Source organism: Sporomusa intestinalis (assembly GCF_055383785.1).
The window spans coordinates 800,564-817,787 of the sequence record NZ_AP042390.1 but is presented as its reverse complement, the minus strand read 5'-3'; the positions used below and the strand labels follow the sequence as shown (position 1 = coordinate 817,787).

The 17,224-nt window shown below is 53.3% G+C and carries 13 protein-coding genes; all 13 read right to left on the bottom strand.

The features are described 5' to 3' along the window. Positions 1 to 128: 128 nt before the first annotated feature. A complete protein-coding gene (locus ACZ481_RS03835; RefSeq protein WP_464770570.1) occupies positions 129 to 1,448 on the bottom strand; it encodes a nickel pincer cofactor-dependent isomerase, group 22 in 1,320 nt (439 codons plus the stop codon). 26 nt (positions 1,449 to 1,474) lie between these two features. Next, positions 1,475 to 2,248 (bottom strand): SDR family NAD(P)-dependent oxidoreductase, encoded by a 774-nt coding sequence (locus ACZ481_RS03830; RefSeq protein ID WP_464768853.1) that lies wholly within the window; start codon positions 2,246 to 2,248, stop codon positions 1,475 to 1,477. A gap of 72 nt (positions 2,249 to 2,320) precedes the next feature. Then, positions 2,321 to 3,649, bottom strand: a complete 1,329-nt coding sequence (locus ACZ481_RS03825; RefSeq protein WP_464768852.1) for an MFS transporter — start codon at positions 3,647 to 3,649, stop codon at positions 2,321 to 2,323. A 299-nt stretch (positions 3,650 to 3,948) separates the two neighbouring features. Next, the gene (panB, locus tag ACZ481_RS03820; RefSeq protein WP_464768851.1) at positions 3,949 to 4,800 is read right to left on the bottom strand and encodes a 3-methyl-2-oxobutanoate hydroxymethyltransferase; all 852 of its coding nucleotides are present in this window, start codon (positions 4,798 to 4,800) and stop codon (positions 3,949 to 3,951) included. Between the two features lie 45 nt (positions 4,801 to 4,845). Further along, on the bottom strand, positions 4,846 to 6,576 hold the full coding sequence (gene ilvD, locus ACZ481_RS03815; protein ID WP_464768850.1) for a dihydroxy-acid dehydratase: 1,731 nt from the start codon (positions 6,574 to 6,576) through the stop codon (positions 4,846 to 4,848). 38 nt (positions 6,577 to 6,614) lie between these two features. Further along, positions 6,615 to 7,877, bottom strand: coding sequence for a four-carbon acid sugar kinase family protein (locus tag ACZ481_RS03810; RefSeq protein ID WP_464768849.1), 1,263 nt, complete (start codon positions 7,875 to 7,877; stop codon positions 6,615 to 6,617). 217 nt (positions 7,878 to 8,094) lie between these two features. Beyond that, entirely contained in the window at positions 8,095 to 10,023 is a 1,929-nt protein-coding gene (locus ACZ481_RS03805) for a sigma-54 interaction domain-containing protein (RefSeq protein WP_464768848.1), read from the bottom strand. A gap of 44 nt (positions 10,024 to 10,067) precedes the next feature. Beyond that, positions 10,068 to 11,747, bottom strand: coding sequence for a dihydroxy-acid dehydratase (gene ilvD / locus ACZ481_RS03800; protein ID WP_464768847.1), 1,680 nt, complete (start codon positions 11,745 to 11,747; stop codon positions 10,068 to 10,070). 24 nt (positions 11,748 to 11,771) lie between these two features. Next, positions 11,772 to 12,785 carry a 4-hydroxy-2-oxovalerate aldolase gene (dmpG, locus tag ACZ481_RS03795; protein ID WP_464768846.1) on the bottom strand — a complete coding sequence of 338 codons (1,014 nt, stop codon included), beginning with the start codon at positions 12,783 to 12,785 and terminating at the stop codon, positions 11,772 to 11,774. Continuing rightward, positions 12,785 to 13,666, bottom strand: a complete 882-nt coding sequence (locus ACZ481_RS03790) for an acetaldehyde dehydrogenase (acetylating) (RefSeq protein WP_464768845.1) — start codon at positions 13,664 to 13,666, stop codon at positions 12,785 to 12,787. The genes dmpG and ACZ481_RS03790 overlap by 1 nt, the downstream gene beginning before the upstream one ends. A 94-nt stretch (positions 13,667 to 13,760) precedes the next feature. After that, a complete protein-coding gene (locus ACZ481_RS03785; protein WP_464768844.1) occupies positions 13,761 to 14,546 on the bottom strand; it encodes an IclR family transcriptional regulator in 786 nt (261 codons plus the stop codon). A 140-nt stretch (positions 14,547 to 14,686) separates the two neighbouring features. Continuing rightward, positions 14,687 to 15,580, bottom strand: coding sequence for a dihydrodipicolinate synthase family protein (locus tag ACZ481_RS03780; protein ID WP_464768843.1), 894 nt, complete (start codon positions 15,578 to 15,580; stop codon positions 14,687 to 14,689). 39 nt (positions 15,581 to 15,619) lie between these two features. After that, complete coding sequence (locus tag ACZ481_RS03775; RefSeq protein ID WP_464768842.1) at positions 15,620 to 17,185, bottom strand: response regulator transcription factor; 1,566 nt, start codon at positions 17,183 to 17,185, stop codon at positions 15,620 to 15,622. Positions 17,186 to 17,224 lie beyond the last annotated feature (39 nt).

Sequence of the window (17,224 nt, the reverse complement as noted above, 5' to 3'; positions counted from 1 at the left end):
ATCCGGCTAAGCCGGGAAACACAGGCAAAAACAAAAAAAATTCCTACTAAGCATTATAACTTTTAGATCTCCTTAAATAAACATAAATATAAAACAAAACACTTGCTCCCGGCAAGTGCTTTGTTTTCCTACTCATTATTCTCAATTAGGGCGCCGGCTGCCGAGCCATGGTAATGCGGGGCTAGCGGGCCGAGGTTGCCGTCAGTATCAAATTGCAGGGGATAAGGGGCGCCAACTACTTCAATAGCCGGTTGCAGCAACGCCGCCGGCAGCAGTGACTCTGATATTTCAATCAGACCCAACTCCAACGTTGTTTTTATCCGGATCACCTTTTCGGAGCCTGCGGCCACACAGGTGCAGGTCCTGAGAGCCGCCGCAATCGCCTCCTGGTCTGTCGCCAGCGTCAGCGGCACTTTTACAAAGTCCAGCACCATTTTCGACGTTAAGGCATTCATATAGCCTTTGGCATAATCAATTTTTTCCACCAACCGCCTGGTCGTAATATCGGCCATGCCGATTCCCAGCGCATTGCCCTGGGTTTCCGGCGTGAGATCCAGTATAGCCAGCCGCTGATAGACCGGTCCCCCCTTCATGGCAGTGGCATAGCGGCCGGTAATATTGGGGTCGGCGCCGTCACCGCTGATATTTTTGCCAATCTGGTCGATAATCAGGACATCAAACCGGTCCAACAAGAGCTTGGGCATCAGTTCCCGCGCCTTAATCAGCAGGGCTTTGTCTCTCTCAATCATACTGCCGGCCGGCACCGCTTCAATAATCGCCGGCTGTTCATACGCATTTTCCACAATCGCGAACCCGAACAAAAGCGGCGCCTTCTTGGCTATAGCCTGGAAACATTCCAGCAGCAGCGGTCCGAACCTGTCAATAACAAACTGAGAATGCAGTGCCTCCGCCCCTTGCTGTTTGCCGCCGCCGATTGTCATCATCTTAATTAAGCCGCTTTCATGGGCAAAGCGAAAAGCCGTATGGGGCTTTACCCGGGCAACCGGGATGATTCCGTCGGCATAATAGGCGTTGCGGTCAAAATAAATCGTAGATCCGGCCGAGGCTGTGCCAACAGCTACCGTTTCCATGGAGGAAATAATCGGGGCCCCCACTGTGGCTTCCGTGATCCCCAGGCTATGCAATACTTCCACTTGCCCTGCGGCAGTTGCCCCGCCATGGCTGCCCATGGCCGGAACAAGGAAAGGCACTGCTCCCAACTTTTTCAGTTCCTGTACCAAAGCAGCAATAATCTCATCAATCCTGGCAATGCCCCGGCTGCCGGCCAGAATGGCGATCCGCGATCCCGGCCTGACTAAGCGGGCAATCTCCTCCCTGCTTACCTGGCCGGCAACCTCCGCCTGGACATCCTGCACCTGCAGGGCGGCAAACTTCTGCCGCACGGTGACCATCCGGGGAAATGGGGTAGCCAGCAAATTGCCAAACATCAACCATCATCCCTCCCGTTTAGTAATCACTCCCAGCAATCGCCAGGCAACTGAACGGCAAATTTCCCGCCGCTGATCTCCAGCTCTGCCCCGGTAACATAACTGGCGGCATCAGAAGCCAGAAAAACAATACCGGCGGCAACCTCTTGCGCGGCCCCCGCCCGCCGGAGGGCGATCTGGCCGATTGTGTCCGGGCCCTGCTCAGCCAGACGCCTGGTGTTCATCTGCGTGTCGATTACGCCGGGTATATAGCCGTTGACCCGGATATGGCTGGGTGCAAGCTCGGCGGCCAGGGTCCGCGTCAAATTAGAAACAGCGGCCTTGGCGGCTCCATAGGCGCCGCTGCCGGCCGAGGGAATGACAGCGGCATAGGAGGAAGCATTTAAAATGACCCCGCCCCCGCCCTTAACCATATACTGAGCGGCCACCTGGGAACCAAGAAAAACCGATTTAAGATTGGTATTTAGCACCAGATCCCAGTCTTGCTCGGACATCTCAATCAGCCTGGCCTTGGCGGCAATCCCGGCATTATTGACCCATATGTCAATTTTACCGTAATGCTCATACACGGCCTGCGCAAAAGCTTTGATCTCCTGCTGCCGGGAAACATCAGCCGGCTGAATGTAAATCTCGTACCCCTGGGCAGCCATATTCATTTTTAGCTGTTCCAGTTTGTCCCGGCTGCGGCCGCAAACCGCGACCCTGCAATTTTCCTGCAGAAAGGCCAGGACGCAGGCTGCACCGATCCCTGCCGCCCCGCCTGTAATGACCGCTACTTTCCCTGCCAGGTTTAAATCCATACTCCCCAACCTCCCCTTGTAGTCTGACTGATAGTGAAAAGGCTGTGAGATTTCCCACAGCCTTTCCCCGCGTTAAGCCTTTATGCCAGGCGATTTCAAAGATTCTGCCGATGTTTCCTTTTTGGGAATCAACAGCACGGAAATAGTGCCCAAAATCGCAAAAGAGGCTAAGAAGTACATACCGAAGTTCGTGGAACCAGTCATGTCTTTCAGGAACCCGACCATATAGGGGCCGAAGAAGCCACCCAGGTTGCCGACCGAGTTGATAATAGCGATGCCGACTGCGGCCGTCGCTTCCGACAAATACATGTTCGGCAGGGACCAGAAAGTACCGACAAACGAGTAAATAGCAGCCTGACTTAAACATAACAGCAGCATGGACACCACCAGATTACTGGTCATGGTCAAACCGATTAGCCCGAAAAATGCCAGTCCGATCGGCAGAGCCGTATGATACCGGCGCTCCTGTGTGGCATCAGAACGTCTGGCAACATACACCATCGCGACAATAGCGCACATATAAGGGATTGTGGAGATCAGGCCAATACTTGACAAGCTCATAGCCTGCGCCAGGTTTTTCAGGATTTGCGGCATCCACATGCCCAGGCCATAGAGGGCCAGCACATAACACAGATAGCAGAAGGACAGATGCCATACACGGCTGTTTTTAAATACTTCCCACTTATTGGCAACTTTAACTTTCAATTGCTTGGCCACATGCTCGCGCTCCAACTCGGCCAGCAGCCATTGCTTTTCTTCCGCGGTCAGGAACTTGGCCTGATCAGGCCGGTCCACCATGGTAAACAGGGTGACAAAACCCAGGATGACTGCCGGGAGTCCTTCCAGGATGAACATCCAGCGCCAGCCGGCCATCCCCATCCAGGATATATTCTCCATGATCCAGGACGATATGGGACCAACGATGATATTGGCCAGCGCCATCCCGCACATAAACAGCGACATGGTTTTGGCAAAATGCTTCGTTGGAAACCAGAAGGTAAAATACAGGATAATACAAGGATAAAATCCGGCTTCCGCGGCGCCAAGCAGCCCCCGGAGGATAGCAACATGGGTTGCGTTCTGGGCCCAGGCCATGAAGACCGTCACCAGGCCCCAGCTGACAAGAATCCTGGCAATCCACTTCCGGGCGCCGACTTTGTGCATAATAACATTACTGGGAACCTCAAAAAAGAAATACGTTATAAAGAAAATGCCTGCCAGCATACCAAACATACTGGCACTGATCCCCAGGTCCTTGTTCATTTGCAGGGCGGCAAAACCGATATTAACCCGGTCTAGCATGGCCACAATATACAGCAGCATAACGTAGGGGACAAGATGCCACCGTATTTTGCTCATGAGCTGATTTTCGCGTTCTTCAGAAAATTTTACGGTTGTCAATCAACTACACCTCCATTTAATTTGCCTAACATGCGATTACTTTTACAGATAGTGTGTTTTCAAATATTCTGTTTTTTATAATTCTGCAAAATTCTTTAATAATCGCCCTCCTTCTACAATTTCTTCTAACAATTCTATCAATTCTAGCAATTTGGTTTATTACCTCCGGATTTTATTTACATCCATCATAAATTTATTGCCCACAACTGACCAGCATAGCTCACAGCCGTTCCGGACAGGGCAAATTCCGGGCAAGGGCCATCGCCCCCGGGCAATGGCCTGCTTGCCTACAATCGTGCTTACTGCTCTAACGCTGCTAAAAACTCCTTTTCCTCTGCCTCGCTCATCTTGTAGGTATGCTCGGCATCAACGGGGAACTGGCCCTTTCTTACCTCCTCGGTATATTCTTTAAATGCGTTTGTCAGCACTTCACCGACATTGGCATATTTTTTGACAAATTTCGGGGTAAAGTTATCGTACATCCCCACCATATCGGCGTAAATCAAGAGCTGGCCATGGGTATAAGAACCGGCGCCAATCCCCAGAATAGGAATGCCGGCCCGCTCGGTTATCGCCTTGCCCACTGCCGTCGGCACACCCTCGACCAGGATGCTGAAAGCACCGGCTGCTTCAATAACCTTGGCCTGGTCCACGATTTTCATAGCCGCAGCGGCACTGCGGCCCTGGGCTTTATAGCCGCCGATCTGACCCATAAATTGCGGCGTCAGGCCAATATGCCCCATGACTAAGATCCCGGCCTGCTGGATTGCCTTGACCCGGCTGGCAATCATTTCTCCGCCGCCTTCCAGCTTAATGCAGTCCACCAGGGCCTCTTTCACCAGCCGTCCCGCATTGGCGACAGCGTCCTCGTCCGATTTCTGATAAGACATATACGGCATATCGCCAACAATAAAGGTATTGGGAGCGCCGCGCCGCACAGCCTGGCAATGGCGGACCATATCATCCATTGTTACCGGAAACGTGGTGTCATAGCCAAGACTGACCATGCCCAGCGAATCGCCGACCAGAATCATGTCGACGCCGGCCTTTTCCTGCATTTTGGCTGTAAGATAGTCGTATGCTGTCAGATAGACTATTTTTTCTCCTTTTTCCACCATTTGTGCAAAGTCGTTAATCGTTTTTTTTGCCACTAATAGCACCGCCTTTTTTATTTTTATATAAATGATGCTGTCTGCTTAGATATCCAGGCCTGCTCCCTCGGTACAGGTACGGGCCAGTTTTTTATATAATTTGAGTAAAGGTGTGGCCTCCTTCACCGGGAACACCTTGGTCTGCTTCCGGGCTTCGAGTGCGGCCGCAACCTCGGCCGGGGTGGCCGGCTTGCCGTTCAGGCCGACAATATCCAGCGTCCGGGCCGCCACATCCATTTTGATTATGTCGTTGTCTTCAAGGTAAGCGATCGGGCCGCCTTCCATGCCTTCAGGCGCAATATGGCCTACTGCCGGCCCCCGGGTGGCCCCGGAAAAACGGCCGTCGGTGAACAGCGCCACACTGTTGGACAGCTCCGGCATATTCCACAGGGCCTCTGTTGTTCTTAACATCTCCGGCATACCCGAGCCTTTGGGTCCTTCAAAGCGGATAAAAATAGCCGTTTGGGGACCGATTTTCCCGCTCAGCAGGTCGGCGACCGCCGCTTCTTCGGAGTCGTAAACGCGCGCTGTGCCGGTAAAGTTGTGGATGGCCTCGTCAACCCCGGACAGCTTGATTACAGCACCTTCCGGCGCCAGGTTGCCTTTGAGGACTTTAATATTTCCCTGCGGTTTCACCGGGTCTTGCCGGGTTTTTACAATATCGCCGGCCGACAATTTATAATTCGTCAGATAGCTGTTCACTTCTCCAAACCAGCCTGCCATCTCCAGCTGCTCAAGGTTTTCCCCGACCGTCCTGCCGGTCACCGTCATGGCATCAAGATACAGTAAATCTTTGAGTTCCCGCATGATGGCCGGTACGCCGCCGGCATACCAGAACAGGTCGGTCGGCCAGTGTCCGCCTGTTTTCAGGCTGACCAGCACCGGGATTTCCCGGTTGATTGCGTCAAATTCCTGCTGCTCAATAGTAATTCCCACTTCCCGGGCAATCGCCGGCAAGTGCAGCAGCGCATTGGTTGATCCCCCCACAGCGGCATGAACCATCAAGGCATTGATAAAATTCTTTTTGCTGATAAACTGCCGGGGAATCACGGCATTTTTCACGTTTTCCGCAATCTGCCGTCCCGCCCGGCGGGCAAACCGGGTCAGATGGGTGGTATAGGCCGCCGCCAGGGCATTGCCAGGCAACGCCAGGCCCAGCGCCTCCGACATACACTGCATGGTGCTGGCTGTGCCGATAAACTGGCAGGCGCCGGCACTGGGACAACAGTTCCGGGAATAGTACATCAGCTCCTGTTCGCTGAGTTCGCCCTGGGTATATTTATCCCCCGCCCCATACAGAATCTCCGAGGACATATAATTCGGACCACTGAGCATGGAACCGCCGCAGACATGCAGGGTCGCCATGTCCAGACGCAGCATGGTCATTAATTGGGCCGGCACCGATTTATCACAGGAGGACATAAAGATACTGCCGTCATAAGGTGATGCCAGGGCATGGATCTCAAACATAAAGGACATGATCTCCCGGCTTGCCAGCGAATAGTTCATACCGTCATGGGCCATGGCAATACCGTCGCAGATATCGGTAACTGCATATACTGCCGGTTTGCCCTGCGCTTCATATACCCCGATCTTGGCCTCATCCGCCAGCGCGCCTAAATGGCTGCTGCCCGGATGGCTGTCACCATGAACGGTATCAATGAGAATCTGCATCTTGCCAAGATCCGCGTCATCCCATTGCATACCGGCCCGGAGACCGTCTCCCTGATAATTAACTGTCCGTAAATATTGACTGCGACTGCAACCACAACTCATTTAGCAATCCCCCTAGTCTCTTCGCTTTTATTTCTGCTTTATAGCAGTTCCAGTACTTTCTGCAAGGAATCCCGCCGGCCAAAGCCGCCGGCTTTAGTAATTAAATACAAGCCGCTGCAGCTGCCGCCAATGGCTTTGCCCACAGGCACACCGGGCAGCAGTTCCCGTTCCAGGTCAATAATCGCAACCTCCAGCAGCTGACAAATACTGGCTGCTGTGCCGCCGCCGGTTATGACCAGATTGCGCAGTCCATGTTTTCCGGCTGTTTCCCTGGCGATCCGGCCCAGCAGTGCCGTTACGACGGGTCCGTGTTTATGCACCTGGACGGACAGGCTTAAGGCATCCATGGCATTGCGGTTCTTAAGCAGGGTATCGGTGACAACCACCGGAATCCTGCCGCCGGCCAGCGCTGCCGCTATGGCGGCCATAACTCTGGCAAATTCCTCCTCTACCCGGCCTTCATAGATAACATCGGCGGCAATAGCAATCAACTCTGTGCCGGGATTACCCAATACCTCCGTAATCTGCTCGGCCGTAACCTGATTCAGGGTGCCGGCAATAATCATTGATCCTTCCCGCAGGCCCAAATGCTCCCGGTCTACAGCCTTCCAGGCAATTGGCAGATTGCCGGCCAAGCCGGCCGACCCTACCGCCAGGCAGGGAACAGGCAATTTGTTGACGGCGACAGCAATGACCCGCAAATCGGCATCAGTTACGGCATCTGCCGCAATTAACCGGATACCGGCGGTATGAAGACCAGCCATTTTCTGGGCAAGCTTTTCTTCCCCCTGCCGGACGTCATGCAGGCCGATAACAGCTACCGGCATGCCGGGGGCTGTTTTTACCACTGACGGGATATAACAGATTGGCACAGGCACGCTGCTGTCGCCCCACTCTTTAACAAGCTGCAGATAGCCATTTTCCACAACCCGGCCATGAGCGGGATAAGAAGGGGCTATAACCGCCAGGGGCAGGGACAGGGAATCCATCATTGCCTGTACCTCTTCGGCAATATTGCCCCGCAGGGTTGAGTCAATTTTTTTGTAAAAGCGCTGAAAACCAAGCGTACGCAACAATTCGCCGGCCTGATAAACACTCCTGTAGGCGGCTTCAGCCGGAATCGACCGCGAATTAGTACTGATCGCTATTATATCTGCGCTTTCCCATTGGTTCACTAAATTCGATTGATCCAATACTACCTGGGTTGTAAAACCAAACTTCCGGAATTGCACCCCCGCATCATTGGCCCCAACCAGGTTATCCGCAATGATTGCCAGCCGTTCCATGAACGTAATCTCCATCCTCTTTTCTATAATCTTAATATTGCATTTTTTATGCCAACCTGCGGAAAAAGCTGACTTTAGCCCTATCCGGCCAGTAATTGCAGGGTTATTTTCCAAATAGCCTTACTATTTTAAATTATACACATAACTATAATAATTGCAAAATGAAAGCCGGATAAAGCATTTTCCCTGCTTTATCCGACTATTTCTCCTTAAAACATTTGAGTTCATGTCGCTATTGCAAATTGAAATCAGTTCTTTCATTTTGCAATGTTTTTAATTTGCGCCAAATCGTTGTTGTACTAATACCTAAAACCTTGGCGGTTTGGTCCTGATTGCCTGTTTCCCGCAGAACCTGCAGGATAATCGCTCTTTCAATTTCTTCCATTGTGCCTTTCGGCACCTGCATAATCCCCTGATTCTGCCCGTCGCCCGCAATATCAAGCACCTGCCGCACGTCCTCGGCCGTTACGGTGTTGTCTTTTTTAAGAATCCGCAGCCGCTCAACAACCCCCTCCAGTTCCCTTACATTGCCCGGCCAGCGATAGCCGGACAGGATACTCATGGCCGGTGCGCCGAATTGCAGCGGCGCTTTGCCCAGCTTTGCCGCAATTTTTTTGCCGATACTTTCTACCAGACAGGGGATATCGTCTTTTCTCGCGGACAAGGGCAGCAGCTTTAGCTGCAGGATGCTCAGCCGGTGATACAGATCGCGGCGGAACAGCCCTTTTTCTATGAGTTCAGGCAAGTTTCGGTGTGTGGCGGCAATGATGCCCACATCGACGGGAATGACCTTATCACCGCCAATCCGCATAATCTCCCGCTGCTGTATGACCCTGAGCAGCCGGGCCTGCATGCCTAAGGAAATATCACCGATCTCGTCGAGAAAAATGGTTCCCTGATCAGCCTGTTCAAACAAGCCTTTCTTGCCGTTTTTACGGGCCCCGGTAAAAGCGCCGTATTCGTAGCCAAACAGCTCGCTTTCCAGCAGGCTTTCCGGCAGGGCGGCACAATTGACGGCAACAAAAGGCCCCTGGCAGCGCCGGCTGTAATTATGAATGCTTTGGGCAATAATCTCCTTGCCGGTCCCGGTTTCACCATGAATTAAGATGGTCGAATCTACACCGGCGTAACTTTTTGCGGCTTCCAAAGCAGCCAGCATGGCTGGATTGACGGTAATAAAATCGTCGAAATGGTAGCCGGCTTTACAGCCCCTTTCCCCCTGGGTCCTGCCGGTCTTGTCTTTATAAGGAAAAGGAGAATCGCTGATCGTTATCACGGCGCCAATTGTCTGCCCGCCGATGATCATCGGCACAATCCGGCAGGCAAAAGTCTGTTCCGCTCCATCAGTAATGGCGGTATTGCGGGTCTGCCCATACCGCAGGGTGTCGTCAAGATTTACCTCCCGCAAAATCCCGGCTGCCAGCTGCCCCACCAGCTGATCTTTCCCCTTTTTCAGCAGCTTTTCTGCCGTATCATTCATATAGGTAATCCGCTGCTGGCAATCGACAGCCACAATTCCTTCGCCCAAAAAGTCCATAATGGCTTTACACTGTTCCAGCTTCACCCGGTTGCCGCGGCCGGCAAACAACAGTTCCCGGGCATGCTGCACAGCTCTGAGCAGGGCTTCCCGGCCGATTGCAACCGGAAAACAGGGCACCCCGCCGGGAAGCGGCACCGGGCAAATGCCTTCCTTGCCGGCAATTGCCGGTGCTTCCGCCAGCACTGCTGCCACCCCGGCCAGTTCCGCCCCCTCGGTTGCCGTCAGCACCTTAAGGTTAATGCCTAGTGTGCCGGCAATAATCACTGCATTATTAATGATGGCTTCGCCCCAGACCCCGATATACTGCCCATCGGCAGCCGCAGGGGCTTGCTTGTCTGCCAGCCAGGCTTTTACCGCCTGCAGGCCTGCCAGGACATCCAACGCGCCTGGCTGCAGGGGAATGGTCGGCATGGTGACTGTGGTTTTTACTGCTTCAGCAAAGGGGGCATAGCAAATAAGCGCATCTGCCCCGATTTCATCAAGCTGCCGGGCAATGCCGATAACATCCTCTTTCGTAGCCAGCGCCACATGAATTTTCTCGCCCCATTCACTGAATAACGCCAGCGCCTGTAAAGTAAAATCATTATTGGGAGCAATCAATGCGATTTTATCTGCCTGCAAGGTCAGCCCCCCTTATTGTTGCTTGCAAAATTGATTCGGTCCGGCTATAGCTTGATAACTGCACCTTCGGCAGCAGAGCTTGCCAGTTTGGAGTATACCCCCAAATAGCCGCGGGTAAACTTCGCCGCCGGTCTTTGCCAGGCTTCCAGCCTGGTGCGGATCTCCTCGTCTGGCAGGTGCAGCTGCAGGTTCCCTGCGGGAATATCGATCGTAATCCGGTCCCCGTCCCTGACAGCGGCCAAAGGCCCGCCCTCAGCGGCCTCCGGTGAAATGTGTCCGACAAAGCAGCCGTTATTCGTGCCGGAAAAACGCCCGTCCGTAATCAGCGCCGTCTTTTTCGCCAGACCCATACCGTACAAATATTTCATAGCCTTATACATTTCGCGCATGCCGGGACCGCCTTTAGGACCTTCATAGCGGATAACGACAACATCGCCTGCCTTGATATCGCCCTTGAGGATTGCCGCCTCGGCTGCCTCCTCGCAGTCAAAGACCCTGGCCCTGCCTGTAAATACATGCATCTCCGGCGCAATCGCCGCCGGCTTGGTTACTGCCGTAGCGGGCGCCAGATTGCCCCGCAGGATGGCTAATCCCTTCTGCTGGCTGAACGGCTTGTCCAGGCTGCTGATGACATTGGCATCAGGCGGGTACTTAAACCGGTAGGCCTCGATATTCTGTCCGACCGTATTCCCGGTCACCGTGATACACTCCGCGTGCAGCAGTGAGCTGATCTCCCGCATCACCCGCGGAATCCCCCCCGCCCGGTGAAAATCCTCCATATCGTAACGGGAGGCAGGATTTACTTTGGCAATTTGCGGGGTTGACCGGCTGAGGCTGTCGTAAGCAGCCATCATTCTTTCCGCCGCTATCCCCAGCTCGGCCGCGACCGCCGAAAGGTGCAGCACCGCATTGGTTGAACCGCCTGTAGCCATTAACACCCGGACGGCATTTTCCAGGGACTGGTAGGTTATAATTTTTTCGGCGCTTAGCTGGCTGTTTACCAAGGCAACAATTGCCTTGCCGGTCTCTTCCCCCAGCCGCAGCCTGTCGGCATAGACCGCCGGCACCAGCGCGGCTCCCGGCAGGGACATCCCCAGCGCTTCCGCCATGCAGCACATCGTATTGGCAGTGCCGTAAAACGCACAGGAACCGCAGGTTGGACCACAAAGCTCCTCCAACTGCTCATAAGCCGCTTCGTCAATCTTATCACTTTTGAGCATCCCTAACGCTTCCGACATTGTCGTTAAATCAGACTTGCGGCCATCAAAGGCCACGCCGCCCAGCATCGGCCCGCCGGGCAGGAAGATGGCCGGAATTTTCAGCCTGGCTGCCGCCATCAGCATCCCCGGCACAATCTTGTCGCACGAGCCAAGCAGAACAATGCCGTCCAGGCGGTGGGCCTCTACCATTACTTCAATATCGTTGGCAATCAGGTCCCGCGACGGCAGGATATAGTGCATACCGGCATGCCCCTGGGCGGTGCCGTCGCAGGCGGCAATAACACCAAATTCGGCTACCGTGCCGCCGGCCCGGTAGATCCCTTTGCGGACATGCTCGGCAACCTGCCGCAGGTTGGCATGGCCGGGCACCAGCTCGTTCCAGGAGTTGGCGATGCCAATAACCGGCCGGTTCAGGTCATCATCAGAGTAACCCACAGATTTGAAAACACTCCGGTTAAAGCTCCAGTCGGGCTTGCGTAAAATGGTACTGCTCCGTTGTTCCATGGTGACTGCTCCCTTCATTACTTATTATACTGAAGTATTTCTTTGTTTGGCCAGTTCAATGGCAACATCAATAATTAAGTCCTCCTGCCCGCCAACGGTTTTGCGCCGCCCCAGCTCCATCAGGATATCCCGGGAATCAACACCGAAGCGTTCGGCGGCGCGGCGGCTGTGCAGCAGGAAACTGCCATAGGCGCCGGCATAGCCAATGGCCAGCGCATCGGTATTTACCGTTTGCGGCCGGTGCATCAGCTTTTCCACAACATCTTTGGCCAAATCCATTACCTTGTACAAATCAACCCCGGTTTGATACCCGGCTTTGTCCAGCACGGCTGTCAGCACCTCAAGCTGGGTATTGCCGGCCCCGGCTCCCAGCCCGCAAACCGAGGCATCAACCATTGTCGCGCCGGCCTCAATCGCGGCCAGCGTATTGCCGACCGCCAACCCCAGATTATTATGGGCATGAAAGCCAACCGGTATTGACAGTTCCCCGGCGACAAGACTGATTCTGGCGGCTACATCGGCCGGCAGCATCGCCCCGGCCGAATCAGTTACATACACAATATCAGCGCCATAACCGGCAAATAGCTTGGCCTGCTCCAGCACTTTGGCCGGCGGCGCCATATGGGACATCATCAAAAAGCCAATTGCCTCCAGACCATGGGCTTTGGCAAATTTGATGTGCTGTTCCCCCGTATCAGCCTCAGTGACATGAGTGGCAACCCGCACCGTTTTTACCCCATAGGCCATAGCCATTTCCAGATCTTCCACCGTGCCGATCCCCGGGATCAATAAAACAGCCAGCCTGGTTTTTTTCAACACCCGGGCAACAGCCTGATAATACTCAGTCTCATGGGCCCGGGAAAAACCATATTGAAAGGACGAGCCGCCCAGGCCGTCGCCATGGCCGACCTCAAGGCTGTCCACACCTGCTTCATCCAGCTTTGCCGCTACTATGGCCATCTCCGCGGGCGTTAACTGATGGCTTACGGCATGCATCCCGTCCCGTAACGTACTGTCTAACATGCGGATCGACTTCATTAGCTCGCCCCCTCCTGCTTTAATGCGGCGTAACGTTCGCCCACAGCCACGGCCGCAGCCGTGATAATATCCAGATTGCCCGAATATTTCGGCAGATAATCCCCGGCCCCTTCGACTTCAACCATCGTCACAACCCTTGCTCCGTCCGCATAAGGAGAAACCTTAAGCCGGTAACCGGGAACATATTGCTGCAGCCTGCTTACCATATCATTGACTGAATGGATAATTGCCTCAATCCGGCTGGAGTCACATTGGGTATAAATCGTGTTGCGCATTAAAATCGGCGGGTCGGCAGGGTTTAAAATAATCAGGGCTTTGCCGGCCTGGGCCCCGCCCACCTTAATCAAGGCATTCCGGGTAGTCTGGGTAAACTCGTCAATATTCTGCCGTGTGCCGGGCCCGGCACTGCGGCTGCTGATGGTAGCCACAATTTCTGCGTACTCCACCGGCGTAACCTGATTAATCGCATAAACAATCGGCACTGTCGCCTGGCCGCCGCAGGTCACCATATTGACATTGGCTTCTTTCAGCAGTTGGGCATCCATCCCCACCGCCGGCACGATATACGGCCCGACAGCCGCCGGCGTCATATCCACGGCAAAAATACCGGCCGCCTTCAGCAGCGGGGCATGGCGCAGATGAGGTGCGGCCCCGGTGGCATCAAACACAATATCCAGACCGCCAAAGGCCAGTACCCCGTCAATCCCGGCTGTAGTTGTGGCAATACCCGCCGCTGCCGCCATTTTCAAGCCCTGCGAATCCGGTACGATACCAGCCATCAGCACTAGCTCCAGCACGTTACTCTTCCTTAATTTCAACATTAGGTCAATACCAATGTTGCCTGGGCCAATAATGGCAGCCCGTAGTTTTTGTTGCGTCAACTTTCATCATCCTTCCGTACCATTTTCGTTTTGTTCTATATTATCAAACTGTGTTTTGATATCTAGGCATGTTTCAGAGCCATGACCAGTCTTATTACTGCTTATAGCCTAGACGAACAGAGATTTTCCCGGCAGTTTCCATTACCTTGGCGGCAATAGCAGGTATAGCCGTGTCCAATAGGCGGTGGGCCGGTCCGGAAAGGCTAATCGCGGCGATAATAGCGCCTGTGCTGTCTTTTACCGGGGCTGCAATACAGCGCAGGTCAAGTTCAAATTCTTCCAGGTCAAGCGCATATCCCTGCCCGCGCACCTGCCGGATCTGAGAGAGCAGTTCCGGCAGATCGGCGAGTGTATTCGGCGTATATTTCCGCAAGGTTTTACCGGCATATATCTTTTTAATCCGCTGCTCGTCAAGACCTGCCAGCAGTACCTTGCCGACGCCGGTGCAATACGCCGGGTTGCGGCCGCCGACCTGAGACCTGATGCCGATGGAGCGGGAACCGTCCACTTTATCGATATAGACTATCTCTTCGGCGGAAAGTATCGCCAGATGAACTGTTTCCTGATAGGTCAGGGACAGCTCTTTAAGGCAGGCTAAAGCAATTTCCCGCAAATCAAGATTGGCAATATAGGCCTGCCCCATTTCAAAGACCCTGATCCCCAGCGCGTATTTTCCGGTTTTCGGGTCCTGCTGCATATAGCCGCATTTCTCCAGAGTGGCAATCAGACCATGGGCGGTGCTTTTATGGATGCCAAGCCCTTTGCTGATCTCAGTCAGGCCGGCAACCCCCCGGCGGTCGGCAACATATTCCAATATTTTAACAGCCCGGAATACGGATTGAATCATTCTCTCACTGTCACTGCCAGCTTGTCCAGTCATAGCACCGCTCCTTTGTTTTATATTATCAAACACTGTTTGTATTTATTGGGAAAATCTTACTCTGATAGTGGATTTTCCTGCTGCCAGCCAAAATAAGCTACTTAATCTAGAGATGGTACTTTGCTGCCTGTCAGCGAACGTTAGAGAACGTCCGCTTGGATTAACAGCTGTTGAATCCTCTGCAGCTGCTGGCTTGTGATATCAGCTGCCGGCGCCTTGACTTTGGGAACAATCTGCACCCCCATCTGGGCAACAGCGCCTTTAATTGCAGCCACAAAGGGCTGGGTCACATCATACAGGTTCATCAACACCGATATTTTATTCTGCGCTGCCGCCACCCCTGTAAGATCACCGGCCGCATAGGCTTGCATCAGGCTGGCGAAAACCCGGGGGGCAACATTGGTCAAGCCGCCAAGAATACCGTCACCGCCGGCCATTAAATTGGGTATCAGATATTCATCAAAACCTGACAATACACAGAAATCAGGCCGTTCGGCCTTGACCGCCTGGATCAGCCGCCGGGTATGGCTGATATTATCCACCGTATCTTTGATCGCGACAATATGCTTAAACTCTGTGGCTAGACGCCGAACCAGCTCCGGCCCTAAATCCGCCGCCGTCCGGTCGGGAAAATTATAGAGCATGATCGGCAGGGCCGTGCTCCGGGCCACACTGGCATAATAACGGTAAATAGTCTCAGGCTCAAGCTTGAAATAATAAGGCGAGATAACCACCGCGCCGTCAGCGCCGGCCTGTTCGGCAAACCGGGTAAGCTCAATGACCTCCGCCTGTACGGTTCCTCCTGTCCCGACAAGTACCGGGACCCTTTTCGCCACTGTTTTAACCGCAAAGCGGATAAATTCCTCCTTTTCGGCCGTTGAGAGAGCAAAAAACTCGCCAATACTGCCAAGAAACAGCAGCCCGTTAATCCCCTGGTCAATCAATCGGTTAATCACCACTGCATTGCCGGGCAGGTCTAAATTGCCATTTTCATCAAAAATTGTAACAACAGGGGATAGTATTCCTCGGAACATGTCGTACCTCCATCCATTTTTCAGCGACCGCACGCTGCATCAGCCGCTTTGCCGCGTTGTCGCCGCCAGATTACTGGGTGATTGTTTGTAATGCTTCTTAAAAACACTGCTGAAATAACTCGCATCGCGAAAGCCCACCATCCGGGCCACCTCAGCCACCGTATACTTGCCGCTCAGCAATCTTTCCCTGGCCTTTTTCAGTCTGATTTTAGTCAGATAAGCGGCATAGCCTTCGCCGGCGTATTTTTTGAAACTCCGGCAGAAGTAGCCTGTGCTCATAAACAGCTTTTCCGCAAATTGCTCCAGCGTAAGGTCTTTATGATAATTATTATTTATATACTCAATGGCCCATTTTACCGACTGTTCGGCCTGATTCTGCTCAGCTGTGCAGGTATTGCTTTCCAGCTTATCAATCAGTTCGTATAAGCACTGTTCCAGTTCAGCGGCGGAAGAGGTTTTATTTAACTGGCTGATAAAATCCTGTCGGTACTGGCCGGCCTCCGCGGCGGAAATAAGATATTCCGCATATTTCGCAAGCATGGTATTGGCAATCTTAATAACAGCGGCATAAATATATTCGGGCTGGCAGACAGTCTGCATTGACGCACTCAAAAACTGCTGCAAAATTGCTTTCGCCTGATCAGCCCGGCGTTCCAGCAGGCAATCCTGGATTTGTTTTTGCACAGTCTCGCATGCGATATCAGTACGTCCGGCCATAGAACTGTCAGAAACCAAAAGGCCCTGCTGCTGCCAGAAAAGCCCCACCTCCCGCTTTTTCGCTGCATTGCGATAATCGCGGCCGATGCGCGCCGGCTCGCCGACCAGGCTTATCCCGGCGCAAAAGGTGATGTTATACTGCTGCTCCCATTCTTCCAGCTGCGTCTGCAGTCCACAGCGCTGCTCATTATCCCACTGGCCGAAAATAATCACTAATTCATGGCTAAAAGCGGTCACAATGGCATCATCGCCAAACCGGCAGGCACACTCCCGGTTAAGCCGTTCTTCCAGTCCGTCAATGGCCGGTGCATTATCGGCCGGCCAGTAGGAAGCGGAAATGATGGCGGCCGGATAAAAGTTTTCCTGTTTAGCCAGCCCCTGCAACAGAGGTAAGGCCGCCGGACTATCTTTATCATTTTTTAACAGCTCAAATAATTTTTGCTTGCAAACAACAGGCCTGTCTTTTGCTATTTGCCACTCCATACGCTGCAGCCGCTGGGCTGCCAGCCGCTGGCTGAGAACACTGGCAATACCTTTTTTGAGTGCCTCGGCCAGTTCAGCCGGCTTTATCGGCTTGAGCAAATAACCGGCTACCTGGGTCTGGACCGCCTGATGGGCATACTCAAATTGGCTGTAAGCCGTCAGGATATAGATTACCGTATCCCGGTATTTTTCTCTAATCTGTTTGGCCGCCTCCAGACCGTTAAGAAACGGCATATTGATATCCAGAATGACAAACTCCGGCTTATGCACTTCTGTCAGCTGGACAGCCTGCTCGCCGTCCTCGGCCTCGGCGCAGATGTGAAAAGGCAGATTGTGCTGCTTGACAATATAACGGAGGTATTGGCGTACGGCAGGCTCATCATCGGCAATAATCATTTTATACATTGTTTGTTCTCCCCCCTCTTGCTTAGAGTCGAAAACAAA